This window comes from Streptomyces sp. H39-C1, from assembly GCF_027158125.1.
Lineage (GTDB): Bacteria > Actinomycetota > Actinomycetes > Streptomycetales > Streptomycetaceae > Actinacidiphila > Actinacidiphila fildesensis.
Genome location: NZ_JAPVLS010000005.1, coordinates 56,459 through 80,893, shown reverse-complemented (window position 1 = coordinate 80,893; position 24,435 = coordinate 56,459). Strand labels below are relative to the sequence as shown.

Here is a 24,435-nt window from a genome sequence, read left to right as displayed (position 1 = left end):
GCGTCATGGGGCCGCCGTCGAGCTCTCCGCCAACCGGCGGCCCCAGCTGGTGTGCCGCGTCAGACGCGGCTCGGCTCCGGTGCCCGCTCGGGCGCGGAACCGGCGGCCTGCGCCGCCAGGTTCTTCTGGAGCTGCTCGCCCTCGACATCGACGTTGGGCAGGGCCCGGTCGAGCCAGCGCGGCAGCCACCAGGCGGCCTTGCCGAGCAGGGCGAGGACCGCCGGGACGACGGCCATACGCACCACGAACGCGTCGAACGCGACGGCGATGGCGAGACCGAAGCCCATCATCTTGATCATCGATTCCGACGAGCCGATGAAGCCCGCGAAGACGCTGATCATGATGACCGCGGCCGCGGCGACCACCCGGGCGCCGTGCGTGAAGCCGGTGACGATCGCCTGTCCCGGCTTCTCGCCGTGCACGTACGCCTCACGCATCCGGGTGACGAGGAAGACCTCGTAGTCCATCGCGAGACCGAACACCACACCGATCATGAAGATCGGCATCATGCTCATGATCGGCCCGGTCTGCTCGACCCCGAGCAGGCTCGCGAGCCAGCCCCACTGGAAGACCGCGACGACGGCGCCGAGGGCCGCGACCACCGAGAGCAGGAAGCCGAGGGCCGCCTTCAGCGGTACCAGCACCGAGCGGAAGACCACCATCAGCAGCAGGAACGCCAGGCCGACGACGAGCGCCAGGTACGGCAGCAGCGCGTCGTTGAGCTTCTGCGACACATCGATGTTCATGGCCGTCGTGCCGGTGACCAGCGTCACGGCGCCCGTCTCGGACTTCAGCCCGGCCGCCTGGCCGCGGATGGTGTGGACCAGGTCCTCGGTCTCCAGGCCACTGGGCTTGGACTTCGGGACGACCGTCAGCATCGCGGTGTCGCCGGCCTTGTTGAACGCGGGCTCGGTGACCTTCTCGACGTCTCCCATCCCGGAGATGGTCCGGGAGATCTTGTCGAGAGCGGCCTTCGGGTCGTCGCTGTGCGCGGCGTCCACGGCGATCATCAGCGGGCCGTTGAAGCCGGGGCCGAAGCCGTCCGACAGCAGGTCGTACGCCTTGCGCTGCGTGGTGCTGACGGGCTGCGACCCGTCGTCCGGCAGGCCGAGCTCCAGGCTGGCCGCCGGGATGGCGATCGCGCCCAGGCCGAGCACACCCACCACCAGCACCCAGATCGGGCGGCGCAGGACGAACCTGGCCCAGCGGGTGCCCATGTTGGGCTTCTTCGCGGCGGAACCGGCCCCACCCGTGACGCCGTCGGAGGCGTCGTCCTTGATCCCCTTGAGGCCCTTGCGCACCTTGCGGCCGAGCACCCGGTGCTTGGCGAAGCCGAGCAGCGCCGGGATCAGGGTGAGAGCGATGAGGACCGCGATGGCGACCGTGCCGGCCGCCGCGAGGCCCATCTTGGTGAGCATCGGGATGTTGACGACGGCGAGGCCCGCGAGGGCGATCAGCACCGTGAGGCCCGCGAAGACCACCGCGGATCCGGCGGTGCCCACGGCCCGACCGGCAGCGTCCTCCGGTTCCCGGCCCTCGGTGAGTTCGTGCCGGAAGCGCGAGACGATGAAGAGCGCGTAGTCGATACCGACCGCGAGGCCGATCATCATCGCGAGGGTGGACGTGGAGCTGCCCAGGTCCAGGACGTTGGCGAGCGCGGTGATCGACGAGACACCGATGCCCACGCCGATGAGCGCGGTCAGCAGCGGCAGTCCCGCGGCGACCAGCGACCCGAAGGTGACCAGCAGAACGACCGCGGAGATACCGATACCGATGATCTCGGTGGCGCCGGTCTCGGGCATCGCCTGCAGCGCGTCACCGCCGATCTCGACGGTGAGCCCGGCGTCACGGCCGTGCTGCGCGGCGTCCTTGAGCGCCTCGCGGTCCGCGTCGGTCAGCTCCATCGAGGTGAGCTTGTACTTCACGGACGCGTAGGCGGTGCTGCCGTCCTTGCTGACGGCCTTCGACTCGAAGGGGTCGGCGACGGAGCTGACCTGCTTGCCGGTCTTCAGCTCCTTGACGACGTTCTCGACGGCGGCCTTCGGCGCGCCGACGTCCACCTTCTGCCCACCGGGGGCCGTGAACACCACCCGCGCGGAGGCACCGTTGGCGCTGGCGTCCGGGAAGCGCTGCTCCATCAGGTCGAAAGCCTTCTGGGCCTCCGTGCCGGGTATCGAGAAACTGCTCGACGTGGAAGTGGAGGCCGAGGCGGCGCCGACTCCGGCGAGTACCAGCAGAGCCACCCATGTGAGGGCCACATACCAGCGTCGCCTGAAGGCGAACCGGCCGAGTTTGTAAAGGAAAGTAGCCACGAGTCGCGGCGCTCCCGTCAGGTCGAGGAAAAAAGGGCGTACGGTGCCTGCCCGACGACGAGAGCGGCGTGTCAGGTGGGGCCTTGTTCCGGTGTGATCTTGTGCCGGTGGGGTCTTGTTCCGGTGGATCGGGCGGTGGGATCAGGCGATTGATCCCACCGGTCGGATCAGGTCAGACGCAGGGCGGGGAGTACCACCGCGTCGATGTATCGGAAGGCGAATTCGGGGTCGGGTTCGACTCCCTCGATCAGCGGCCGCCCCATCGCGGCGCCGATCAGCATGTGCGGTACGAAATGCCTGGCGGGTACGTCGGCCGCCAGTTCGCCACGTTCCACGGCACGTTGCAACATGCCGTCGAAGGCGGCCATTTCCGGTTCGATGAGCAGTTGCCGCAACGCCTGGAAGAGGTCCGGATTCTGATGTGCGGCCTGTCCGAGCGCCCGCATCAGTTCGTTGTCCCGCTTCGAGTCGCCCGTCGCGTCATGGCACCGCACCAGTTCGCGCAGGTCGCCCCGCACCGATCCGGTGTCGATGTCCTCGATCCGCACCGGCTTGGTGTGCCGCAGCGCGGTCGCCACCAGTTCGGGCTTGCCCTTCCACTGGCGGTAGAGCGTGGCCTTGCTGGAGCGGGTGCGCGAGGCGATCGCGTCCATGGTGAGCGCCTCGTAGCCCACCTCCCGCAGCATCTCGACCACCGCGGCGTAGAGCTCCTGCTCGCGTTCGGGCGTGAGCCTGGTGCGGCGTGCCGGGGCATCCGTCGACATCCTCGGCCTCCATCCAAACGAAACGGTTTCGTACAGCTGACTCCTAGAGAGTAGAACACCACCCATCGAAACGGAAACGTTTCGATGGGTGGTGTGGGTCACGTTGTCCGGCTTTACGGCCGGCGGACCGCCCCTTACGCCCGGTTTGCCGCCCGCCGCGCCAAGACCGGAGGGACTTCGGACGGCTCAGATCCAGCCGTCCAGCGAACGGAAGAACCCGTCGAAGTCGTCGCGGTGGATGGTGTGGCCGGCGCCCACGACCGTACGGATCCCGAAGCCGCGCTCGCTGAGCAGCCCCGCGTCGTCCGGGCCGATCAGGAAGCTGTTCTCGGCGAGCTGCACGAGCGACGGGACGGCGGGCTTCTGCGGCAGATAGCCGGTCAGCGGCCGGCCGCCCAGGAAGGCGGCGGAGTCGGTGTCCCACAGCGCCAGGGTGGCGAGTTCCACCTCGATGTCCGCCTCCTGCCAGCGCGGGTTCAGGCCGGCGATCTGCTCCCGTGTGGCCCGGGCGAAGTGGACGAAGATCGCCGGGTCGACCTGCTGAGCGGGGTCCGCCGAGGCCCAGGCCGGGTCGGAGTAGACGGCCCGCGCCGGCGCGAGGCGCTCGGCGGCGAGCGACAGCGCCAGCCCGCCCAGCGAGTGCCCGACCGCCAGCTCCGCGCCGCCCGGCAGCGTCTCGACGAGGTCCTCGGCGAACAGCTCGGGGCTGTACTCGCCGCGCGGGCTCTCACCGTGACCGCGCAGGTCCACGGCGATGACGCGGTAGCCCCGGTCCGCGAGCGCGGGACCGACCCGGCGCCAGGTGCGGTGGTCGGACATGATGCCGTGGACCAGGAGCGCGATCCGGTCGCCGGTGCCCCACTCGCGGGTGTTGAGCTTCATGGTGTTGATGCCTCTCCTGCTGTTGGGGTGCTGCCGGACTGCCGGGGGCTCCGACGGAGGGTTCGGTCCCATCTTCGGGCGCGGGGCGGTGACACCTGTCGCATGACACGTGTAACTATATGTGTAGCATCCACCCCGAACTCTCGGCCAGACCGGATCTCTGAAAAGATGCCGAGCGGAATGACACAGTCACCCGAGCCCACGAGCCCCCCGGCCACGCCGACCAGCACCGATGTCGCGCGCCTCGCCGGTGTGTCCCGCGCCACCGTCTCGTACGTCCTGAACGCCCAGGCCGCGGGCCGCGTCAGCACGCGGACCCAGGACCGGGTGCGCGCCGCCGCGGAAGAGCTCGGCTATGTGCCGCACGCCGCAGCCCGCACCCTGCGGGCCGGGCACTCCGGCCTCGTCCTGCTGACCACCCCGGCCACCCCGATCCCCAGGATCGGCGCGCTCTTCGGCGACTTCCTGATGGAACTGCAGGGCGCTCTGCACCAGCTCGGCTACACCAGCGTCTGGCACGGCCCCGTCGCGGGCGCCGGCGAGCAGGCCGCGCGCGCCTGGGCGGAACTGCGCCCGGCCGCCGTCCTCGCCCTGCCGGGCACCGGCCTGACCCCGTCCGCCGTCGAGCTGCTCAAGCGCTCGGGCACCCGCGCCGTGCTCACCCTCGGCATGCAGCCGGTGGCGGGCGCGCACGCCCTGCTCCTCGACCAGGAGATGCTCGGCGCCCGCGCCGGCACCCATCTGCTGGAGCGCGGCCGCCGCCGGATCGGCGTCATCATGCCGACCGAGTCGGGCCTCGACCTCTTCAGCGTTCCCCGCCTCGCCGGCGTCCGGGCGGCCGCCACCCTCGAGACCGGCACCCACGTCGAGCCGCTCACGCTGGACTGCACCGAGGAATCGGCGGCCGAACTCGCCGCCCGCTGGCCCCGGCTCGGCCTCGACTCCCTCTTCGCGTACAACGACGAGTACGCGATGCTCGTGATGCGCGCCTTCCAGGACGCCGGCCTGGCCATCCCCGGCGACCTCGCGATCGTCGGCGCCGACGACCTCCTCCTGGCCCGCCTGCTGCGCCCGCGCCTCACCAGCGTGCACTTCGACACCATCCCCACCGCCCGCATCGTGGGCCTGGTCGACCGCGCCATCCGCGAGCCGGAAACGGCCCCGGAGACCCACCAGTTGACCCGTGTCGTCGTAGCGGCCCGCGACTCCGGCTGACCCCCACCCGCCCCACGAACGCGCCCCACGGACCCGCCCAGCCGCCCCGCAGGACCCCGGAATCACCCCGAACACCAAAAAGCCCCTGGCGGGTTTCCCCGCCAGGGGCTTTGAGCTGCGGTGGACCTGTGGGGATTTGAACCCCAGACCCCCTCGATGCGAACGAGGTGCGCTACCAGACTGCGCCACAGGCCCTTGCAACGAGGAAAACGATAGCACCCTCTCGGGGGTGGTTGTTAACGAGATCCTCGCTGGTCACCGATCGCTCACTCGTTGGCGGCGCGCGGCCGGTCCGGGTCGGCGTACTGGTCGAACAAGGGGGTGCGGGAACGGTCGCGGGAGCGGCGGCCGGTGGTGGGGCGCGGGAGCTCGCGCTGCGGCTCCGGCTCGGGGGCCGCGGCCGGGGCCGGCGTGGCCTGCGGGTGGCCCGGCGTGGTGCCGGAGCGTGCCGAGCTCCAGTTGCCCGGCGCGGTGAAGTCGATGCCGCCCGGGGTGCGGGGCGCGACCGGCGCCGTGACGTACGTGGGCAGCGGCACCGGTACGGGGTCCCAGCCGTCGTCGGGGGCCGCGTGCTGCTCGCGCTGCTGCTGGTCCACCCACTCCGCGTGATCGGTCTGCTCGACCAGGGCCCGCCGGTCCGCGGTGCGCGGCGAGGTGGCGGGCTCGGGCTCGTCGTCGAGGTCCGGCTCGTCGGCCGCCTGGGGGCGCGGGCGGTCGCGCAGCCGCACGGCGGCGTCGGCGGCCCGGCGCTGGTCGATCTTGACCTCGAAGCGGCGGCGCTCCTGGCGGCGCAGATGGCCGATGTAGAGGGTCAGCAGCGCGGCGGGCGCCGCCGGCGCCCACAGGAACGCGAGGCCGCCCACGGCGGCGACGATCGCGCCGACGGTGAAGGCCAGGAAGAGGAGCGTGGTGGTGCGGCGACGGCGCGCGAGGACCTTGGCCCGGGGGTTGTGCACCGGGCCGGGACGCTGCGCCTTCTGATGCGCGGGGACGGGGTGGTGCGCCGGGGCGGACTGCTGGGCCGGAACGGCCGCCGGGGCGGGTTTGATCTCGGTCGCGGGCACGGCGAGGCCCCGGACGTCCACCACGTCGTCGACGGAGTCCGGTGCATCGGCGGGCTGATCGCTCTCATCGCGCGCTTTCGCGACGCGACGCTCCATCCCCGCCCTTCCGGACAGCAGCCGGATGGCGGTGCTGAAGCGTTCCGTCGGACGCGCTTCGTTGAGCTCATCCTGCCTACGGAGCCACATCGGCACCAAGTAGGCAGCCCAGGCCCCGACGATGACTGCGTAGATGAGGCCACTACTGCTCACGGATTACACGGTAGGTGCCACGGAGACACGCCATACGCAATTCCGCACGGTGTGTCGCACGATCTGGCTGATATGCCGAGATTTTTTTGTGATTGGGTTCATTTTCGAACATTGATTTTATTTCTGCGGCGTTCCCGGCCTGGCCTGCCGCCATCGGTTGAGCAGCCCCTCCGGCACTTCCTCCGCCGTCAACGCGAACACCAAGTGGTCACGCCACGCACCGTCGATGTGGAGATAGCGCGGGCGCGGACCCTCTTCGCGAAATCCGAGTTTTTCCACCACCCGTCGACTGGGGGTGTTCTCCGGCCGGATGCACACCTCGACCCGGTGCAGCCCGACATGGCGGAAACAGTGGTCGACGGCGAGCGCGACGGAGGTCGGCATGACGCCGCGTCCGGCGACCGACCGGTCGACCCAGTAGCCGACATGGGCGGAGCACATCGAGCCCCAGGTGACGCCGGCGACGGTCAACTGACCGGCCAGCCGCCCCTGGTACTCGATGACGAAGGGCAGCATGCGGCCCGCGTTCGCCTCCGACCGCAGATGGCGCACCATCTGACGGTACGTGGGGCGCTGGATGACATGGCCGGGCGGCGCGGGCGGCACGGTGGCCTCCCACGGCCGCAGCCAGTCGCGGTTGCGGCGGTTGACCTCGCGCCAGGAGCGCTGGTCGCGCATCCGGATCGGGCGGAGGGTGATGTCACCGTCCACCAGCTCGGCCGGCCAGGACGCGTTCAGCTCGCCCCTCTTTTCTGGCCGGTGGGCCCGGATTGCGGGTGGTCGCCGCCGCGGATCTGGTCGACGGCGTGGACGAGGAGCGGGGCGAGCACGTCCAGGCCGTCCTTGACGCCACCGGTCGAGCCCGGAAGGTTCACCACCAGGGTGCCGCCGGCGACGCCCGCGACGCCACGGGACAGCACCGCGGTGGGCACCTTCTCCCGCCCGGCGGCACGGATCGCCTCGGCGATGCCGGGGATCTCGTAGTCCAGCACCTCGCGGGTGACCTCCGGAGTGCGGTCGGTGGGCGAGATCCCGGTCCCACCGGTGGTCACGACGACGTCGTAGGAGGCCACCACTGCGTCGCGCAGGGCCTGCCCGACGGGCTCCCCGTCCGGGACCACCCGCGGGCCGTCGGTCTCGAAGCCGAGAGCCCGCAGCGCAGCGACGATCAGCGGTCCGCCGCGGTCCTCGTAGACACCCGCGGCGGCGCGGTTCGACGCGGTGACCGCCAGCGCCCTCATGGCCGCTGCCAGTCGCCGGACTTGCCGCCGGTCTTCGTCTCGACCCGCACGTCGGTGATGACGGCGGCCTTGTCCACGGCCTTGACCATGTCGATGACGGTCAGGGCCGCGACGGTGACGGCGGTGAGCGCCTCCATCTCGACCCCGGTGCGGTCGGTGGTCCGCACGGTCGCGGCGATCTCCACGGCCTCGTCGGTGACGGCGAGGTCGAGCGTCACCCCGGACAGCGCGAGCGGATGGCAGAGCGGGATCAGGTCCGGCGTCCGCTTGGCGCCCATGATGCCCGCGATGCGCGCGGTGGCGAGGGCGTCGCCCTTGGGAACGCCCTCACCGCGCAGCAGCTCGATCACGCGCGGGGCGACGAGTACCCGGCCGGTGGCGCGGGCCGTGCGGGCGGTGACGTCCTTGCCGGAGACGTCCACCATCCGGGCCGCACCGGCCTCGTCGATGTGGGTGAGGTGCTCTTGCGCGCTGCTCATCGTTCTCCCGGTCCGGTCCTCTGGGCAGCCACCGTACCGGGAGGGCGGATCAAAAGGGCCGCAGGGCCTTCAACGGGAGGGCCCGGTCGATACCGCACGGGACCTTTTTCACCACGCCCTAGTCCAGCCGGATCACGTCGACCTCCGCGCCCTTCTCCACGGAGGTGGTGTCCTCCGGGACGACGATCAGCGCGTTGGCGTGCGCGAGCGATCTGACCAGGTGGGACGCGGAGCCGCCGACGGGGGTCACCGTGCCGTTCGCGTACTTGCCGCGGAGGAACTGGCGCTTGCCCTCGGGCGACGACTCGATCGCCGTGTCGCAGAGCGCGCGCACGACCTCGCGGTGCACGGCGCCGGCGCCCATCAGCGTGCGGATCGCGGGGCGTACGAAGAGCTCGAAGGAGACATACGCGCTGACCGGGTTGCCGGGCAGGGCCAGCAGCGGGATGCGGTCGGGGCCGATCCGGCCGAAGCCCTGGGGCTTGCCGGGCTGCATGGCGAGCTTGCGGAAGTCGACACGGCTCTCGTCGTCCTCGATCGAGGCGAGCGCCTCCTTGACGACGTCGTACGCGCCGACGCTCACCCCACCGCTGGTGACGATGATGTCGGCCCGGATGAGCTGGTCCTCGATGGTGGCACGCAGTGTCTCGACGTCATCGGCGACGGCGCCCACCCGGTACGCGATGGCGCCCGCGTCCCGCGCGGCGGCGGTCAGCGCGAAGCTGTTGGAGTCATGGATCCGGCCGGGGCTGAGCTCCTCGCCGGGCTGTACGAGCTCGCTGCCGGTCGACATCACCACGACCCGGGGGCGCGGGCGCACCCGGACGCTGCCGCGGCCGATGGCGGCGAGCAGCCCGATCTGCGGCGGGCCGAGGATCGTGCCGGCGGCCAGCGCCAGCTCCCCCGCGGCGACGTCGCTGCCGCGGGCCCTGACGTACTGGCGCGCCTCGACGGGACGGTGGACCCGGACCTCGCCGCTGGCGCCGGCCGGGTCGGAGCTGTGCGACCGCATGGTGGTGGCCGGTCCGCCGCCGGTGCCGGCGTCGGTCCACTCCACGGGGACGACGGCCTCCGCGCCGGGCGGCAGCGGGGCGCCGGTCATGATGCGGGCGGCCTGGCCGGGGCCGACGGTGGGCAGATGGTCGCTGCCCGCCGCGACATCCCCGATGACGGTCAGGACCGCCGGGTGCGCGTCGGTGGCCCCGTCCGTGTCCGCGGTGCGGACCGCGTAGCCGTCCATCGCGCTGTTGTCGAAGGGCGGCAGCGCGACGGGGACGGTGACGTCCTCGACGAGGACGCAGCCCTGGGCGTCGAGGAGTTGCAGCTCGATCGATTCCAGCGGGGACAACTGCCCGAGGATGTTGTCGAGGTGCTCGGAGACAGACCAGATTCGGTCAGCCACGGTGCTCAATCTTGCATCTCCTCAGTCACGTACGAGCGGAGCCAGGTCCGGAAGTCCGGGCCCAGGTCTTCACGTTCGCACGCGAGTCTGACAATGGCACGCAGATAGTCGGCGCGGTCGCCGGTGTCGTAGCGGCGCCCGGTGAAGACCACGCCGTGGACCGGGCCGCCGTCGTCGTCGCGGTGGGACATCTCCCGCAGCGCGTCGGTGAGCTGGATCTCCCCGCCGCGGCCGGGCGGCGTCTTCTTGATCGCGTCGAACACCGCCGGGTCCAGCACGTACCGGCCGATGATCGCGTACGAGGACGGTGCCTCGTTCGTCGCGGGCTTCTCGACCAGGTCCGTCACCCGCACCACGTCGTCCTCGGCGGTGGGCACGATCGCCGCGCAGCCGTACAGGTGGATCTGCGCCGGGTCGACCTCCATCAGCGCGATGACGCTGCCGCCGAACCGCTCCTGGATGTCGATCATGCGTGACAGCAGCGGGTCCCGCGGGTCGATCAGGTCGTCACCCAGCAGCACCGCGAAGGGCTGGTCCCCCACATGCGGCTCCGCGCACAGCACCGCGTGCCCCAGACCCTTCGGGTCCCCCTGTCGCACGTAGTGCATCGTGGCCAGGTCGCTGGACTCCCGCACCCGCGCCAGCCGCGACTCGTCGCCCTTGCGGGTCAGCGCCTCTTCCAGCTCGTAGTTCCGGTCGAAGTGGTCCTCGAGCGCGCGCTTGTTCCGCCCGGTGATCATCAGCACGTCACTGAGGTTCGCCGCCCGCGCCTCCTCCACCACGTACTGGATCGCCGGCTTGTCGACGACCGGCAGCATCTCCTTGGGCGTGGCCTTGGTGGCCGGCAGGAACCGGGTACCGAGACCCGCCGCCGGGATGACGGCCTTGGTGATCCGAGTACGTGCTTGAGTCATGCCGTGCACCATAACCGCTGCGCGTGAGGTGAAGATGAAGTTCCGGTTGATAACGGCTGATAGGCGGCGGTAGTGCGGGGTATGAGCGACAACCACGGCACCAAGGGGGCGCTGCGCGCCGAGTTGCTGGGCGTCCGGCGCGGACGGACGCCGCAGGAGCGCGCGGCGGCGGCCCGCTCGCTGGCCGACCGGGTGGCTGACCTGCCCGAGGTCCGGGCGGCGGGCACCGTCGCCGCCTATGTGTCGATGGGCACGGAACCCGGCACCCGCGACCTGATCGACGCGCTGCGTGCCGCCGGCACCCGTGTGCTGCTTCCCGTACTGATGGCCGATAACGACCTGGACTGGGCGGAGTACGAGGGACCGCAGGCGCTGGAGCGCACGGACCGGGGGCTGTTCGAGCCGACCGGCGCGCGCCTGGGACCCGACGCGGTGACGCGGGCCCGGGTGGTGCTGCTGCCGGGGCTCGCGGTGGACGGGCGCGGGCTGCGGCTGGGCCGCGGCGGGGGCTCGTACGACCGCGTGCTGGCCCGGCTGGAGCGGGCGGGCGGGCGGCCGGCCCTCATGGTGCTGCTCTACGCGAACGAGGTGGTCGCCCGGGTCCCGAGGGAACCGCACGACCACCCCGTGCACTTCGCGGTCACCCCCGAGGGGATCCACCGCTTCACCCCCTGAAAGGGGGTTACGGCGTGAGCGCCATCTTGTCGTCCGTCGCGCCGTCCACCGTGGGTCTGGAGAAGACCCACGGCAGGAGCTCGCCCTTGGCCCACAGCGCCGTCTGGTCGGAGTAGTGCGCGTTGTACGCGTGCCCCGAGGCGCCGGTGAGGTTGATCCAGCGGGACTTGTCGAAGTCGTCGAGGTTGACGATCATGCGCATCGACGGCACCCAGACGACGTCGTAGCCACCGGCCGCGTTCCAGCCCGTCGCGTTGACGGCCGCCTCGCCGCCGCCGAGCTGCCACGGGCCGCGGTTGAGCAGCCACTTCACCACGGCGGGGCCGCCGGTGCCCAGCGTCTGGTTCTTGAGTTCCAGCTTGTGCAGCCGGCCCCAGCTCCAGGTGTCGATGTCCTTGCCGAGCTTGGCGGTCAGCTCGTACCGCGCGTCCTGCATCGCCTGCCGGAGCAGCTGGTCCCGCGTGGTGTGCGCGGACGGCGCCGAGGTCTTGTCGAAGAACGCGGTCGGCGACATCGTCCACCAGGCGTTCTTCTCGTCCGGAAGGATCTTGCGGACCACCTCGAACCAGCGGTCGCCGCCGTCCGGCTGCGCCTGGTCGGCTTCGCGCTCACCGCACTCGTTGACGGTCTCGCTCTTGCCGTTGAGGTCGTCGACCGGGCCCGACCGGTCGACGGCCGGGACGCGCAGGCACTGGTCCTCGGGGCGCAGCTCCTTGGGCAGCTTGTTGCCGAAGGCGAGCTTGAGGGTGTTGCGCCAGACCGCGTTGAAGTAGGCGGCGGCCGCGGAGTCGGCGTCCTGGTTGAAGTCCCAGCCCTCCAGCAGCTGCTGGGCGTCGCGGACGTAGGAGTCCTTGACGTCGACCTTGAGCAGATAGGGCACCAGCAGCTTCGCGATCTCGCTGCTGCTGTCGGACTGCATGGACTGCATGTCGTCCATGGAGACCTTGCCGCCGTCCTTGATCTTGGACGCGATGAGGTCGTTGATGCGCTGGCTGCGGGCGCCGTAGCCCCAGTCCTTGGTCAGCATCGGGCCGTACTTGTCCTCGTCGATCACGGCCTGGTTGGCGGTGACGATGTAGCCGCGCGCCGGGTCCTCCTCCCAGGGCATGGACTTGAACGGGATGTACGTGTCCCAGCGGTAGCGCGAGTCCCAGCCGGGCGCGGGGTAGCGGCCGTCGCCGTTGGCGCGCACCGGGATCCTGCCCGGGGCCTGGTAGCCGATGTGGCCCTGCTTGTCGGCGTAGATCAGGTTCTGTGACGGGACCTCGAAGTCGGCCGCCGCGGCCCGGAACTGGGTGAAGTCCTGCGCCTTGTCGATCTCGAAGACCGCGTCCATGCTCTTGCCGGGGTCGAGTGCGGTCCACCGCAGGGCGACCGCGTAACCGCCGCTGCGGTCCGGGGCGGCGTCCTGGACGGGCGCGCTCTCGCCGACCTTGAGCAGTTCGTCGGAGCGGTCGGAGATGATCGGGCCGTTGTTGGTGGTGCGCACGACGATGTCGCGGTCGGCGCCGCCGGCGACCTTGATGGTCTCCTTGCGGGTCGTGAACGGCTTCTGCTTGCCGTCGTAGAGGTAGCTGTCCGCGGTGACCTTCTCCAGGTACAGGTCGGTCACGTCGGCGCCGAGGTTGGTCATCCCCCAGGCGATGTTCTGGTTGTGGCCGATGACGACACCGGGCATTCCGGAGAACGTGTAGCCGGCCACGTCGAACGGACAGGCCGTGCCGACGCTGCGGCAGTGCAGCCCCATCTGGTACCAGAGGGACGGCATCTGCGGTGCCAGGTGCGGGTCGTTGGCCAGCATCGGCTTGCCGGTGGTCGTGTACTTGCCGGAGACGACCCAGGAGTTGGAGCCGATGCCGTTGCCGGACGGGCCGAGCAGATTGGGCATCTGGTCGATGATCTCGGAGAGCCCGGAGAGCTGGCTGTTCAGGGCGCCGGCGGCGATCGGGGTGCCCCCGGCGCCGGCCGGTGTGTACTTCTTGGTGATCGGGTCGAGCTTGCCGCCGTCGACGATCGGCTGGTGCCGCTGGTACGGGTAGCCGGGGTAGAGCGACTCGATCTGGCTGCTGTCGAGCCGGCTCGTCATGAGCGCCCGGTCGATCTCCTCCTGCATGTTGCCGCGCAGGTCCCAGGCCATGGCCTTGAGCCAGGCGACGGAGTCGACCGGGGTCCACTGCTCGGGCTTGTAGTCGTTGGAGAACGACAGGGCCGCGTACTCGACGGACAGGCTCGCACCGCTGTGATCCTTCAGATACGCGTTGACGCCGTCCGAATAGGCCTGCAGGTACTTCTTGGTCGTCGCGTCGAGCTTGGTGTCGTACTCCTTCTGCGCGATGCCGCGCCAGCCGAGCGTGCGGAGGAACGCGTCGGTCTCCACCTGTCCGGAGCCGAACATCTCCGACAGCCGGCCCGCGGTGAGGTGGCGTCGGACGTCCATCTCGTAGAACCGGTCCTGCGCCTGGACGAAGCCCTGGGCCCGGAACAGGTCCTCGGAGGTGTCCGCGTAGATCTGCGGGATGCCGTTGCCGTCACGCTCCACGTCGACCGGCGCGGTCAGGCCCTTGAGTTTCAGCGAACCGGTGGTCTCGGGGAACGAGGCCCGCACGGTGCTGACGCTCCAGTACGACCCGTATCCGATGCCCCCCACCAGCAGGACCACGAACGCGATCACAAAGAGGCGAAGGCGGCGGGACTTCTTCTTGGCGGGCATCTCTGTCCTTCGAGGGGCAGGGTGGACCGGGTGCTCTTGGTGCTGGATTGGTGCTGGAGCAACCATAGGCGCAGCGATCGGGGCACCCCTACGCGGAGTCATCGTTGACCGCGGAAGTTCAAGTACCGGTAAAATGTTAGGCAAGGCAATGAACTTCTCCCTGGCCTTCGAGGAAGGACCGCGCCCTGACTGTCCACCGTCTCAATGAACTCCTGTTGATCGGCGCCCTCGTGCTGCTCATCGCGGTGGTCGCCGTGCGACTGGCGTCCCGCAGCGGCCTGCCCACTCTGCTCATCTACCTCGGCATCGGCGTCGCGATCGGCCAGGACGGCCCGTTCGGCTTCACCTTCGACGACGTCCAGCTGACCCAGGTCCTGGGATATGCGGCACTTGTGGTGATTCTTGCCGAAGGTGGACTCGGCACGAAGTGGCAGGAGATCAAACCGGTGGTGCCCGCCGCCGCCGTGCTCTCGACGTTCGGCCTCATGCTGAGCGTCTTCATCACGGCGGGTGCGGCCCACTATCTGGTGGGGCTGGACTGGCGGCAGGCGCTCATCATCGGAGCGGTGGTGTCGTCCACGGACGCGGCGGCGGTGTTCTCGGTCCTGCGCAACGTGCCGCTGCCGAAACGAATCACCGGAGTTCTGGAAGCGGAATCCGGCTTCAACGACGCCCCGGTCGTCATCCTCGTGGTCGCCTTCTCCACCGCGGGACCCGTCGACCACTGGTACGTGCTCGTCGCGGAGATCGCCATGGAGCTGGCGATCGGCGCCGCGATCGGACTGACGGTCGGCTGGCTCGGCGCCTACGCGTTGCGGCACATCGCCCTGCCCGCCTCCGGCCTCTACCCGATCGCGGTGATGGCCATCGCGGTCTTCGCCTACGCCGCCGGCGCGACGGCGCACGGCTCCGGATTCCTCGCCGTCTACATCGCCTCCCTGATACTGGGCAACGCGAAACTGCCGCACCGGCCGGCCACCCGGGGCTTCGCCGAAGGGCTCGGCTGGATCGCGCAGATCGGCCTCTTCGTCCTGCTCGGACTGCTCGTCACCCCGCACGAACTCGGCGACGACATCCTGCCCGCACTGGTCATCGGCCTGATCCTGACCGCGGTGGCCAGACCGCTGTCGGTGACCGCGAGCCTGGCGCCGTTCAGCATCCCCTGGCGCGAGCAGGCGCTGATGTCCTGGGCCGGGCTGCGCGGCGCCGTGCCCATCGTGCTGGCCACCATCCCGATGGTCGCGGGCGTGCCCAACAGCCGCCGGATATTCAACATCGTCTTCATTCTGGTGATCGTCTACACGCTGGTGCAGGGCCCGACGCTGCCGTGGCTCGCCCGGCGGCTGCGCCTCGGCGTCCGCGACGGGGCGGCCGACCTGGGCATCGAGTCGGCGCCGCTGGAACGGCTGCGCGGCCACCTCCTCTCGGTGTCCATCCCGGAGGAGTCCCGGATGCACGGCGTGGAGGTCAACGAGCTGCGGCTGCCTGCCGGGGCGGCCGTCACGCTCGTCGTACGGGACGGGGCCAGCTTCGTACCGCTGCCGAACACGGTGCTGCGGCGCGGCGACGAGCTGCTGGTCGTCGCCACCGATCCGGTGCGGGACGCGGCGGAGCGGCGGCTGCGCGCGATCGGGAAGGGCGGCAAGCTCGCGAACTGGCTGGGCGAGGGGTGAGCGAGCTGGGGTGAGCGAGGTCTCAGGGGGAAATGGGTGGCACTCGGGGCGAATGGCACTGAGTGCCGCTAAGCTGGGCCGGTACGTCTTGACCACGTACGTGTTGAGTACACAGACCTCTGTCTGACGCAGAGCTGGCGCGACGGGACGACCACAGTCGTCCCGTGTCTTGCGCGAGCGGACAGCTCTCGGCGCCATCCGTGACGGATGCCGCTACCAGACAGCACAAAGGACCAAGCCGTGGCATCCACGGTGAACCAGCCGGACAGCCCCGCCACCAAGCGGCCCGGTTACGGACAACTTCTGCGCACACCCCGCGCCTGGACGTTCCTGCTGCCCGGGTTCGCGGCCCGGCAGCCCTTCGCGATGCTCACCATCGGCATCGTGCTGCTCGTCCAGAACACCACCGGCTCCTACGGCACGGCGGGCGCCGTCGCCGCGGTGACCGGTGTCTCCATGGCGATCTTCGCCCCGCAGAACGGCAAGCTCGCCGACCGTTTCGGACAGAGCGCCGTCCTGTTGCCGGGCGTCCTCGTGCACACGGCCTCCGTCATCCTGCTGACCGTGCTGGCCCTGTCGCACGCCCCCCTGTGGGCGCTGTTCGCGGCCGCCGTGCCGGCCGGCGCCTCGGTGCCGCAGATCGGACCGATGGTCCGGGCCCGCTGGGCGGCCAAGCTGGACGGTTCGCCCCTGATGTCGACCGCCGCGGCCTTCGAGTCCGTGACGGACGAGTTCACCTTCGTCATCGGCCCGGTGCTGGCCACCGCGCTGTGCACGGGAGTGCACCCGGCGGCCGGCCTGATCGCCGAGGCCACCCTCACCCTGGTCGGCGGCCTGTTCTTCGCCGCCCAGCGCAGCACCGCACCGGCGCCCAACAGGACCGTCGACGGCGTCCGCGCGAAGCACACCTCGGCGCTGACCATCCCGGGCGTCAGGGCGCTGGCCGTGGCCTTCCTCGGCATCGGCGCGGTCTTCGGCGGCATGCAGGTCGGCCTGACGTCCTTCACCGAGGAGATCGGCCGCCAGGGCATCGCGGGGCTGCTGTACGGCACCTTCGCGGCGGGCAACATGCTGGCCGGAGTCGTCTGCGGGGCCATCGCCTGGCGCCGCAGCCCGCAGGGCCGGCTGCTGATCGCGTACGCGGCGCTCGCACTGGCCTGCTCCGCGCTGTGGGCCGTGCACTCGGTGCCGCTGCTCGGCGCGCTCGGCCTGCTCATCGGGCTGTGCATCGCCCCCGCCCTGATCACCGGCTACACCCTGGTCGAATCCCTGGTGCCGGCCACCTCCCGCACCGAGGCCTTCACCTGGCTGACCGGCTCGGTCGCGCTCGGCCAGGCCATCGCGGTCACGGCCGCCGGCCAGCTGGCCGACCGGGTCAGCGCGAGCGCCGCCTTCGTGGTGCCGCTGGCCGGTACGGCGCTGGCTCTGGCCACCCTCGTGGCGCTGCGCAAGCGGCTCAAACCACGCTCCGAGGGACGGATCGTCCAGGGTTCGACACGTGGGATGAGTCACCGCGTGCCGGTCACGGTGGACTGACGCGGCGGAATGCTGCACTATTGAATGTCGTTAGCACTCATCGAGTGAGAGTGCCAGGAGGATCAAGTGCCGACGTACCAGTACCAGTGCACCGAGTGCGGCGAGGGCCTCGAGGCGGTGCAGAAGTTCAGCGATGACGCTCTGACCGTTTGCCCGACCTGCAGCGGACGCCTGCGCAAGATCTTCTCGGCGGTCGGGGTCGTGTTCAAGGGTTCCGGTTTCTACCGGACCGACAGCCGTGGCTCGTCCTCGGCGAGCACCCCCGCGGCCAAGAGCAGCTCGGATGCGAAGCCTTCGACGACGTCCGCGCCGTCCTCGGCATCGTCCGGCAGCTCCTCATCCGGTTCGAGCAGCTCTTCCAGCGGGTCTTCCGCAGCCTGATCGCTGTGCACGTGTGAGCCCGCGAGCGAGTCGCAAGGCTTACGCGTCGATGACGGACCCCGCCGATCCAGTCGGCGGGGTCCTCGTCGTATCCGGCCGCCGTTAGGGTGATCCGCATGGTGGAGATGAGCGGTGCGCGAGCCGATATCGGCGTCATTGGCGGGTCCGGTTTCTACTCGTTCCTCGAGGATGTGACCGAGATCACGGTCGAGACCCCCTACGGTCCGCCGAGCGACTCGCTCTTCCTCGGCGAAGTGGCCGGCCGGCGGGTGGCATTCCTGCCGCGGCACGGCCGCAAGCACCACTTGCCGCCGCACAAGATCAACTACCGGGCCAACCTGTGGGCGCTGCGCTCGGTCGGCGCGCGCCAGGTGCTCGGCCCGTGCGCGGTGGGCGGACTGCGCGCGGAGTTCGGCCCCGGCACCCTGCTGGTGCCCGACCAGCTCGTGGACCGCACGAAGTCCCGCGTCCAGACGTACTTCGACGGTGAGGTGCTGCCGGACGGCAGGCAGCCGAACGTCGTGCATGTCTCGCTGGCCGACCCGTACTGCCCGGTGGGCCGCCAGGTCGCGGTGGACACCGCGCGGGCGGGCGGCTGGGACGCGGTCGACGGCGGGACGCTGGTCGTCGTCGAGGGGCCCCGGTTCTCGACCCGGGCGGAGTCCCGGTGGCATGCGGCGCAGGGCTGGTCGGTGGTCGGCATGACCGGGCACCCCGAGGCGATCCTCGCGCGGGAACTCGGGCTCTGCTACACGTCCCTGACGCTGGTGACGGACCTGGACGCGGGCGCCGAGACGGGCGAGGGGGTCTCCCACGAGGAGGTCCTGGAGGTCTTCGCGGCGAACGTCGGCCGGATGCGGACCGTGCTGTTCGACGTGGTCGGCGGGCTGCCGCCGATCGCGGAGCGGAACTGCCTGTGCGTGGACCCGTGGGGCGGCCAGGACCCGGGGATCACGCTGCCGTAGGGCTGTGGAGCTGTGGGTGCGCGGGTTCGCGGATCTGCGGGTTCGGGATTTTCACCCGCGCGGGTGACGGAGTTTTCCACAACTGGTGAGTAATCCACAGGCCCGAGAGGGCCGTCAGCCGGGTGCGGGATCGTAGGGATCCCAGTCGCAGAGATCCCTAAGAGGCGGTGGTCGCCGTGCCCGCATTTCCCAATCCCTCTCCCTCTCCCGCCGCATCCCCTTCTCCTGCTCCCACTCCCCCGGATTCCTACGCGCTCCCGCGCTGCGTCGTGCCGTCCTTCCAGCCGATCCGGGCCGGTGGCGGGCGCGGGCGGATCCGGCTGTGGAGGCCGGTGCACCGCAGGCGCCGGGCCGTGGCCGCGGGGCTGGCGATGGCCGCCGCCGCGCTGGCGGCCTCCGCCCCGCGCGCGGACTCCCAGGCACCACGCGGTGAACCACACGTACCCCCGGCGGCGACTGCCGCACAGGACGCCCGGGGCGCGCGGGCCATAGCATCCGGTCGCGATGCGACAGCAGCTCAGGACGTGCGCGACGCCCCGGACACGGTGCGGGCGCCGGTGCGGATCGCGGACGCGGCGGCGGTGCGGCTGTTACGGCCCGGCGACCGGGTGGACGTGCTGGCCGCCGACCGGGTGGTGGCCGTTGCGGCGCCGGTGGTGTCCGTGCCGGCGGACGGCGGCGAGGCGGCCGGACGCATCGGTGAGGGCGCGCTGATCGTGCTGGCGGTGCCGCGCCGGACGGCTGCTGCGATCATCGGCGCGGCAGCGTCAACTCCCCTGGCGGTGACGCTGTGTTGACTCACTCTTTCGTGTGTACGGATTGGACACCTCACTCCCGGAATGCCATAGGTTGCGGGCCTTGCTGTGCCGTCACCTGTGTGCGGGGAAAGAGAGAATTCAATGAGCGACGAGAAGACCGGGGTCCTGGGCGGCTTCAAGGAATTCCTGATGCGCGGGAACGTGATCGACCTGGCCGTCGCCGTCGTCATCGGTGCCGCGTTCACCAGCGTCGTGAGCTCCGTGGTCAAGGGCGTCATCAATCCCCTGGTCGGTGCGTTCGGCACCAAGGATCTGGAGCACTACCGGTCGTGCCTCAAGGGCCCGTGCGTGGTGAACGACGCGGGCGACGCGGTGAGCGGTATTCCGATCCTGTGGGGCTCGGTGCTCAGCGCGGTCCTCACGTTCGTGATCACTGCCGCGGTGGTCTATTTCCTGATGGTGCTGCCGATGTCCCGCTACCTGGCGAAGAAGGCGGCGCGGGCCCGGCAGGAGGCCGTGGTGCACGCGGAGGCGGAGGCCGCCGAGGTGGCGCTGCTGCGCGAGATCCGCGACGTCATGGTGTCCCAGCGCAGCTGAGCCACCTGGATCAGATGTGGTGCGGGGGCTTCTCGTCGAGGAAGCGGGCGAGGTCGTCGTTCCCGCCGCCCGACGGGCGCTCGCCCCAGCCCCCGTCCGTGTCGTCGGACGACTGCCGGCTGAGCGGGTCGTCGAAGACCAGCGCGGCGGCGGGGTCGCGCCGCGGCTTCCCGGGCCGTGCTTCGGGCCGGGGGTCGGACTCGGGTGCGGGAGCGGTGCTCATGCCTCCAGGGTACGGCCGCGGGCCTGCCGGGCGGCTCCGCGTCCTCGCGCGCACCGGGCCGCCCCGCGCGGTCCTACGTCATCGGTCCTTCGGGCCGAGCAGCCAGATACCGGGCACCACCAGGAAGGACACCCCGAGGAAGCCGGCGCACCACCAGGCGATGGACGTGTCGCCCCGCATCCACTCATTGACGGCGATGGACAGCGCTCACAGCTGGCCGATGACGACCGTGATCGCCGGCGCCGGCCGGGCGGAGAGCTTGGCGGAGCGCTCCGGGTCCTGGTCGGTGCCGGCGCCGGGACCGGGGCCGGTGTGGCGCACCCGGGGGTCGCCGTAGCCGCTGGTCGGGCGGATCCGGGGGGAGCGCTCGCGCACCGGCCGGTTCAGCCGTGGCCGGTCGCTGCCGGGGTGGTAGGGCGCGTTGGCCACCTGATCGTTCCGCGAAGGTCACCGGCCGCGGCGGCCCAACGGCCCCCAAGCGTCAGCGGGGAGAAACCCCAAGCGCCGGTTTGGGACACCCCGCCAGCTATACCTGGGGCCATGGAACTCGACATCGACCGGCGTGACCCGGTGTACCGGAACTGGCTCAAGGACGCCGTCGGCAAGGTGCAGGCCGACGCCAACCGGTCCGCCGACACCCATCTGCTGTCGGTGCCGCTGCCGGCCGAGTGGGGCATCGACCTGTATCTGAAGGACGAGTCGACGCACCCGACCGGCTCGCTCAAGCACCGGCTGGCCCGCTCGCTGTTCCTGTACGGGCTGTGCAACGGCTGGATCCGCCCCGGGAAGCCGGTCATCGAGGCGTCCAGCGGCTCGACGGCGGTCTCCGAGGCGTACTTCGCGAAGCTGATCGGGGTGCCGTTCATCGCCGTGATGGCGAAGAGCACCGTGCGCTCCAAGATCGACCTGATCGAGTTCCACGGCGGCCGATGTCATCTCGTCGACGACCCCTGCGAGGTCTATGAGGTGGCGGTGCGGCTCGCGGCCGAATCGGGCGGCCACTACATGGACCAGTTCACGTACGCCGAGCGCGCCACCGACTGGCGCGGCAACAACAACATCGCCGACTCGATCTTCCGGCAGCTGGCGCTGGAGCGGCACCCCGTACCGGCCTGGATCGTCGCGACCGCCGGCACCGGCGGAACGTCCGCCACCATCGCCCGCTTCGTCCACTACACCCAGCAGGACACCGGGGTCTGTGTCGCCGACCCGGAGAACTCCGCGTTCTTCCCCAGCTGGCAGTCGGACGACCCGGACGTCGTCACCGACCGCGGCTCCCGCATCGAGGGCATCGGCCGCCAGCGGGTGGAGCCGAGCTTCGTCCCCGGGGCGATCGACCGCATGATGCGGGTGCCGGACGCCGCGTCCGTCGCCTGTATCCGCGTGCTGGAACGGCTGCTGGGACGCAAGGCCGGCGCCTCCACCGGCACCGGCCTGTGGGCCGCCTTCCGGATCATCTCCGACATGCGGGCGGCCGGCGAACAGGGCAGCGTGGTGGGGCTGTTGTGCGACCCCGGCGAGCGGTACCTGGAGAAGTACTACTCGGACGAGTGGCTGGCCGCGCAGGGCATCGACATCGCCCCGTTCACCGCGCGGATCGAGCACTTCCTCACGACGGGCGAACTCAGCACCGTCGCGCCCAGCACCGTCACGCCCGTCAGCGAGCACGCCGCGCAGGCCGTCTGACGCTCAGCGGGCCGGGGACCGGCGCCGTCAGGCCTCCGTGCGGAGCCGCACGGAGGCGAGCGGCACGAAGCCGGGGCCGGATCCCTCGGTGGAGGCGTCGGTCCCCGACAGCCGGCGCAGCATCGACAGGGCTATCCGTTCGCCCTGCGCCTTGGCGTGGTCCGCGTTGGGGCCCGCGTACAGCCCGTCGACGGAGGCGCGCCACAGCTGGACCCAGCGGCCGAAGTGCTCGGCGGTCATCGGCCGGGTGTCGTGCAGGGCGGCGTGCGGGGCGAAGGCGTTGCCGCTGTAGTCGGCCGTCCGGAGCAGGGCGCGTTCCCAGAAGTCGGTGATCCTGGGGAGGTGGTCCTCGAGGTCGAGGCCCGCGATCTCGGTGAAGTACGGGCCGATCAGCCGGTCGGCGAGCGCCGCCTCGTAGAAGCGGCGCAGCAGCGTGCCGAGGTCGGCGCGGTCGGCGATGTCGGGCTTGGCAGTGACCATGGTCCTTCCAGGGTCCGTGTGGGGCGGACCGGCCGCCAGGGCCGAAAGACCCGGATACGGCAGCGTGCCATGGTGTTCCTCGCGCGGGTTCTGCCGCAAGGTGGCCTCCATGAGCAACCCCGCCGGCGCCGCGTTCCGCCGTATGACCGCCCGCAGCCGTGACGAGGCGCACCGGGCCTCGACCCCGCTCGAGCTCTTTTTCGACCTCTGCTTCGTGGTCGCCGTCGCCCAGGCGGGCGCCCGGCTGGTGCACGCGCTGGCCGCGGGCCATCCCGGCAACGGGGTCGTCGGCTATCTGCTGGTGTTCTTCGGCATCTGGTGGGCCTGGATGAACTTCTCCTGGTTCGCTTCCGCCTACGACACGGACGACGTGCTGTACCGGATCACCACGCTGGTGCAGATCACCGGCGTCCTCATCTTCGCCGCCGGCGTGCCGCGCGCCTTCGACGACAACGACTGGACGATCTCGGTGATCGGCTACTCGGTGATGCGGCTGGCGCTGGCCTCGCAGTGGCTGCGGGCCGCGCGCGGTGAGACCGGTGACGCGCGCAGCTGCGCGCTGCGGTACGCGTTCGGCGTCACCGTCTGCCAGTTCGGGTGGATCGGGCTGCTCTTCCTGCCCGACGGTGCGAAGGTGTGGGCGTTCCTCGGCCTGATCGTCGTCGAGCTGTCGGTGCCGCTGTTCGCCGAGCGCCGCCACCAGACGCCCTGGCACCCGCAGCACATCGCCGAGCGGTACGGCCTGTTCACCATCATCGTGCTCGGCGAGTCGATCGCGGCGGCGACCGTCGCCGTGCAGTCCGCGCTCGACGAGCACGAGGCGGTGGCCGAGCTGCTGCCGATCGCGGGCGGCGGGCTGCTGATCGTCTTCGCGGCCTGGTGGATCTACTTCGCCGTGCCCATCGAGGAGCACCTGGTCTCCAACCGCGAGGCGATCCCCTGGGGTTACGGCCACTACATCGTGTTCGTCTCCGCCGCGGCGATCGGCGCCGGCCTCGAAGTGGCCGTGGAGCAGAGCGTCGGGAAGGCGGAGATCTCGGTACGGGCCGCCTCCGCCGCGGTGACCGTGCCGACCGCCGTCCTGTTCTTCACCGTCTGGCTGCTGCACTCCCGGCACTACAAGAGCGGCCTCGCCCAGCAACTCGTCCTGCCGGTCGCCTCGTTGCTGGTCCTGGCCTGCACGTTCGCCGGGGAATCGGCGGTGCTACTGGCCGGGGTGGTGTCGGCGCTGACCGTCGCGGTCGGGGTCACGCTGGCGCGTCGCAGTGTCTCCCCACAGGTCTGATCAAGGATGGGCAAAGTCCTTCCCACCGCATTCCCACGACCGTACGATCTGCCCCGACGACCAGCCTGACCAGGCAATACGGCGTTACGGCGGCGGGGCGCCACGGCGCCGCGGTGTCACGTCAAGGGGGAGCCGGAAATGATCAAGACGGATACGGCGGGCGGGCCGGGCCGCGGCAGAGCGATGCTGCTGAGCTGGGGCCCGACGGTGCTGTTCAGCATCATCCTGCCGTGGGTCACCTACGGGATGCTGACGGACCACGGTGTCGCGCAGGTTCCCGCACTGCTGATCATCTCCGGCTGGCCGGTGGTGGAGATGGTGGTGTACTTCGCGATCCACCGCCGCCTGGACGAGTTCAGCATCATGATCCTCGGAACGCTGCTGCTGAGCGCGGTCAGCGCGCTGGCCTACAACAGCACCAAGATGGTGTTCATCAAGGACTCGGCGCTGACCGGACTGCTCGGACTGGCCTTCCTGCTCAGCCTGTTCGCGAAGCGGCCGCTGATCTTCTACTTCGGCCGCAAGTTCGCGACCGACGGCACCGACGCGGGCGTCACGGCCTGGAACGGCCTGTGGGACAAGTACGCGGGCTTCCGCGCCACCCAGCGCATGCTGACGGTGGTGTGGGGCGTCACCTTCCTCGTGGAGTCCGGCATCCGCATCGCCCTGACGTACGTGCTCTCCACCGACACGATGGTGGGCGTCTCCGGCGTGCTGCCGTTCGTGTTCACCGCTGGGCTGGTCTTCTACACGATCCGCACCGGCAGGAAGGGCGAGGCCCGGCGGGTGGCCGCGGAAGCGGCGGAGGCCGCGGCGGCTCCGGCCGACGCCCCGGCGGCTCCGGCCGGCTCCGTCGGTCCGGCAGCTCCGGCAGCTCCGGCAGCTCCGGCAGCTCCGGCAGCTCCGGCCGAAGCCTGATGGCCCCGCCACGGGTCTCATCGCAT

At 70.7% G+C, this 24,435-nt stretch carries 23 protein-coding genes, 1 tRNA gene and 1 pseudogene; 11 read left to right on the top strand and 14 right to left on the bottom strand.

Features of this window, described 5'->3' with window-relative positions; translation table 11 throughout:
* Positions 1 to 59 precede the first annotated feature (59 nt).
* From O3W51_RS05250 to O3W51_RS05240, 3 genes are all read right to left on the bottom strand, one after another.
* On the bottom strand, positions 60 to 2,312 hold the full coding sequence (locus O3W51_RS05250) for an MMPL family transporter (protein WP_138354729.1): 2,253 nt from the start codon (positions 2,310 to 2,312) through the stop codon (positions 60 to 62).
* A 167-nt stretch (positions 2,313 to 2,479) separates the two neighbouring features.
* Complete coding sequence (locus O3W51_RS05245) at positions 2,480 to 3,076, bottom strand: TetR/AcrR family transcriptional regulator (RefSeq protein WP_138354730.1); 597 nt, start codon at positions 3,074 to 3,076, stop codon at positions 2,480 to 2,482.
* 186 nt (positions 3,077 to 3,262) lie between these two features.
* Positions 3,263 to 3,958: an alpha/beta fold hydrolase gene (locus tag O3W51_RS05240; RefSeq protein WP_269284162.1), complete on the bottom strand. Its 696-nt coding sequence runs from the start codon at positions 3,956 to 3,958 to the stop codon at positions 3,263 to 3,265.
* 180 nt (positions 3,959 to 4,138) lie between these two features.
* Between O3W51_RS05240 and O3W51_RS05235 the strand changes: the two genes are divergently transcribed.
* Positions 4,139 to 5,173, top strand: a complete 1,035-nt coding sequence (locus O3W51_RS05235) for a LacI family DNA-binding transcriptional regulator (protein ID WP_164294391.1) — start codon at positions 4,139 to 4,141, stop codon at positions 5,171 to 5,173.
* A 121-nt stretch (positions 5,174 to 5,294) separates the two neighbouring features.
* On the opposite strand, the gene O3W51_RS05230 is transcribed toward O3W51_RS05235, so the two are convergent.
* From O3W51_RS05230 to galU, 7 genes are all read right to left on the bottom strand, one after another.
* Positions 5,295 to 5,368, bottom strand: a tRNA-Ala gene (locus O3W51_RS05230).
* 71 nt (positions 5,369 to 5,439) lie between these two features.
* On the bottom strand, positions 5,440 to 6,486 hold the full coding sequence (gene sepX, locus O3W51_RS05225; RefSeq protein WP_138354733.1) for a divisome protein SepX/GlpR: 1,047 nt from the start codon (positions 6,484 to 6,486) through the stop codon (positions 5,440 to 5,442).
* Between the two features lie 117 nt (positions 6,487 to 6,603).
* Entirely contained in the window at positions 6,604 to 7,224 is a 621-nt protein-coding gene (locus tag O3W51_RS05220; RefSeq protein ID WP_187145295.1) for a GNAT family N-acetyltransferase, read from the bottom strand.
* The gene (locus O3W51_RS05215; protein WP_138354734.1) at positions 7,221 to 7,727 is read right to left on the bottom strand and encodes a MogA/MoaB family molybdenum cofactor biosynthesis protein; all 507 of its coding nucleotides are present in this window, start codon (positions 7,725 to 7,727) and stop codon (positions 7,221 to 7,223) included. The genes O3W51_RS05220 and O3W51_RS05215 overlap by 4 nt, the downstream gene beginning before the upstream one ends.
* Positions 7,724 to 8,206: a cyclic pyranopterin monophosphate synthase MoaC gene (gene moaC, locus O3W51_RS05210; RefSeq protein ID WP_138354735.1), complete on the bottom strand. Its 483-nt coding sequence runs from the start codon at positions 8,204 to 8,206 to the stop codon at positions 7,724 to 7,726. Before moaC ends, O3W51_RS05215 begins: the two co-directional genes overlap by 4 nt.
* 118 nt (positions 8,207 to 8,324) lie before the next feature.
* The gene (gene glp / locus O3W51_RS05205) at positions 8,325 to 9,608 is read right to left on the bottom strand and encodes a molybdotransferase-like divisome protein Glp (RefSeq protein ID WP_138354736.1); all 1,284 of its coding nucleotides are present in this window, start codon (positions 9,606 to 9,608) and stop codon (positions 8,325 to 8,327) included.
* 5 nt (positions 9,609 to 9,613) lie between these two features.
* Positions 9,614 to 10,522, bottom strand: a complete 909-nt coding sequence (gene galU, locus O3W51_RS05200) for a UTP--glucose-1-phosphate uridylyltransferase GalU (protein ID WP_138354737.1) — start codon at positions 10,520 to 10,522, stop codon at positions 9,614 to 9,616.
* An 81-nt stretch (positions 10,523 to 10,603) separates the two neighbouring features.
* Between galU and O3W51_RS05195 the strand changes: the two genes are divergently transcribed.
* The gene (locus O3W51_RS05195) at positions 10,604 to 11,197 is read left to right on the top strand and encodes a 5-formyltetrahydrofolate cyclo-ligase (RefSeq protein WP_138354738.1); all 594 of its coding nucleotides are present in this window, start codon (positions 10,604 to 10,606) and stop codon (positions 11,195 to 11,197) included.
* Positions 11,198 to 11,204: 7 nt separating this feature from the next.
* Here the strand turns inward: O3W51_RS05195 and O3W51_RS05190 are convergent, their stop codons facing one another.
* Positions 11,205 to 13,907, bottom strand: coding sequence for a penicillin acylase family protein (locus tag O3W51_RS05190; protein WP_138354739.1), 2,703 nt, complete (start codon positions 13,905 to 13,907; stop codon positions 11,205 to 11,207).
* A gap of 185 nt (positions 13,908 to 14,092) precedes the next feature.
* Between O3W51_RS05190 and O3W51_RS05185 the strand changes: the two genes are divergently transcribed.
* The 6 genes from O3W51_RS05185 (at position 14,093) to mscL (ending at position 19,817) form a co-directional block, all read left to right on the top strand.
* Positions 14,093 to 15,580, top strand: coding sequence for a potassium/proton antiporter (locus tag O3W51_RS05185; protein WP_138354740.1), 1,488 nt, complete (start codon positions 14,093 to 14,095; stop codon positions 15,578 to 15,580).
* Positions 15,581 to 15,820: 240 nt separating this feature from the next.
* A complete protein-coding gene (locus O3W51_RS05180; protein WP_244809209.1) occupies positions 15,821 to 17,116 on the top strand; it encodes an MFS transporter in 1,296 nt (431 codons plus the stop codon).
* A 66-nt stretch (positions 17,117 to 17,182) separates the two neighbouring features.
* The gene (locus tag O3W51_RS05175; protein ID WP_138354742.1) at positions 17,183 to 17,497 is read left to right on the top strand and encodes an FmdB family zinc ribbon protein; all 315 of its coding nucleotides are present in this window, start codon (positions 17,183 to 17,185) and stop codon (positions 17,495 to 17,497) included.
* A 116-nt stretch (positions 17,498 to 17,613) separates the two neighbouring features.
* Positions 17,614 to 18,462 carry an S-methyl-5'-thioadenosine phosphorylase gene (locus tag O3W51_RS05170; protein ID WP_164294385.1) on the top strand — a complete coding sequence of 283 codons (849 nt, stop codon included), beginning with the start codon at positions 17,614 to 17,616 and terminating at the stop codon, positions 18,460 to 18,462.
* Between the two features lie 332 nt (positions 18,463 to 18,794).
* Positions 18,795 to 19,259, top strand: coding sequence for a hypothetical protein (locus tag O3W51_RS05165; protein WP_307811553.1), 465 nt, complete (start codon positions 18,795 to 18,797; stop codon positions 19,257 to 19,259).
* 102 nt (positions 19,260 to 19,361) lie between these two features.
* Complete coding sequence (mscL, locus tag O3W51_RS05160; protein ID WP_138354745.1) at positions 19,362 to 19,817, top strand: large conductance mechanosensitive channel protein MscL; 456 nt, start codon at positions 19,362 to 19,364, stop codon at positions 19,815 to 19,817.
* A gap of 10 nt (positions 19,818 to 19,827) precedes the next feature.
* On the opposite strand, the gene O3W51_RS05155 is transcribed toward mscL, so the two are convergent.
* Both O3W51_RS05155 and O3W51_RS05150 read right to left on the bottom strand, forming a co-directional pair.
* The gene (locus O3W51_RS05155; protein WP_138354746.1) at positions 19,828 to 20,040 is read right to left on the bottom strand and encodes a hypothetical protein; all 213 of its coding nucleotides are present in this window, start codon (positions 20,038 to 20,040) and stop codon (positions 19,828 to 19,830) included.
* A 78-nt stretch (positions 20,041 to 20,118) separates the two neighbouring features.
* Positions 20,119 to 20,469, bottom strand: a pseudogene (locus O3W51_RS05150) (hypothetical protein).
* A gap of 111 nt (positions 20,470 to 20,580) precedes the next feature.
* Here O3W51_RS05150 and O3W51_RS05145 point away from each other — a divergent pair.
* Positions 20,581 to 21,726 carry a PLP-dependent cysteine synthase family protein gene (locus tag O3W51_RS05145; protein WP_269284140.1) on the top strand — a complete coding sequence of 382 codons (1,146 nt, stop codon included), beginning with the start codon at positions 20,581 to 20,583 and terminating at the stop codon, positions 21,724 to 21,726.
* A gap of 27 nt (positions 21,727 to 21,753) precedes the next feature.
* Here O3W51_RS05145 and O3W51_RS05140 read toward each other — a convergent pair whose 3' ends face one another.
* Positions 21,754 to 22,206 (bottom strand): group III truncated hemoglobin, encoded by a 453-nt coding sequence (locus tag O3W51_RS05140; RefSeq protein WP_138354748.1) that lies wholly within the window; start codon positions 22,204 to 22,206, stop codon positions 21,754 to 21,756.
* 109 nt (positions 22,207 to 22,315) lie between these two features.
* On the opposite strand from O3W51_RS05140, the gene O3W51_RS05135 reads away from it, so the two are divergent.
* Complete coding sequence (locus O3W51_RS05135; RefSeq protein ID WP_138354749.1) at positions 22,316 to 23,491, top strand: low temperature requirement protein A; 1,176 nt, start codon at positions 22,316 to 22,318, stop codon at positions 23,489 to 23,491.
* 138 nt (positions 23,492 to 23,629) lie between these two features.
* Complete coding sequence (locus tag O3W51_RS05130; protein WP_269284135.1) at positions 23,630 to 24,409, top strand: VC0807 family protein; 780 nt, start codon at positions 23,630 to 23,632, stop codon at positions 24,407 to 24,409.
* The last annotated feature ends 26 nt before the right edge of the window (positions 24,410 to 24,435 follow it).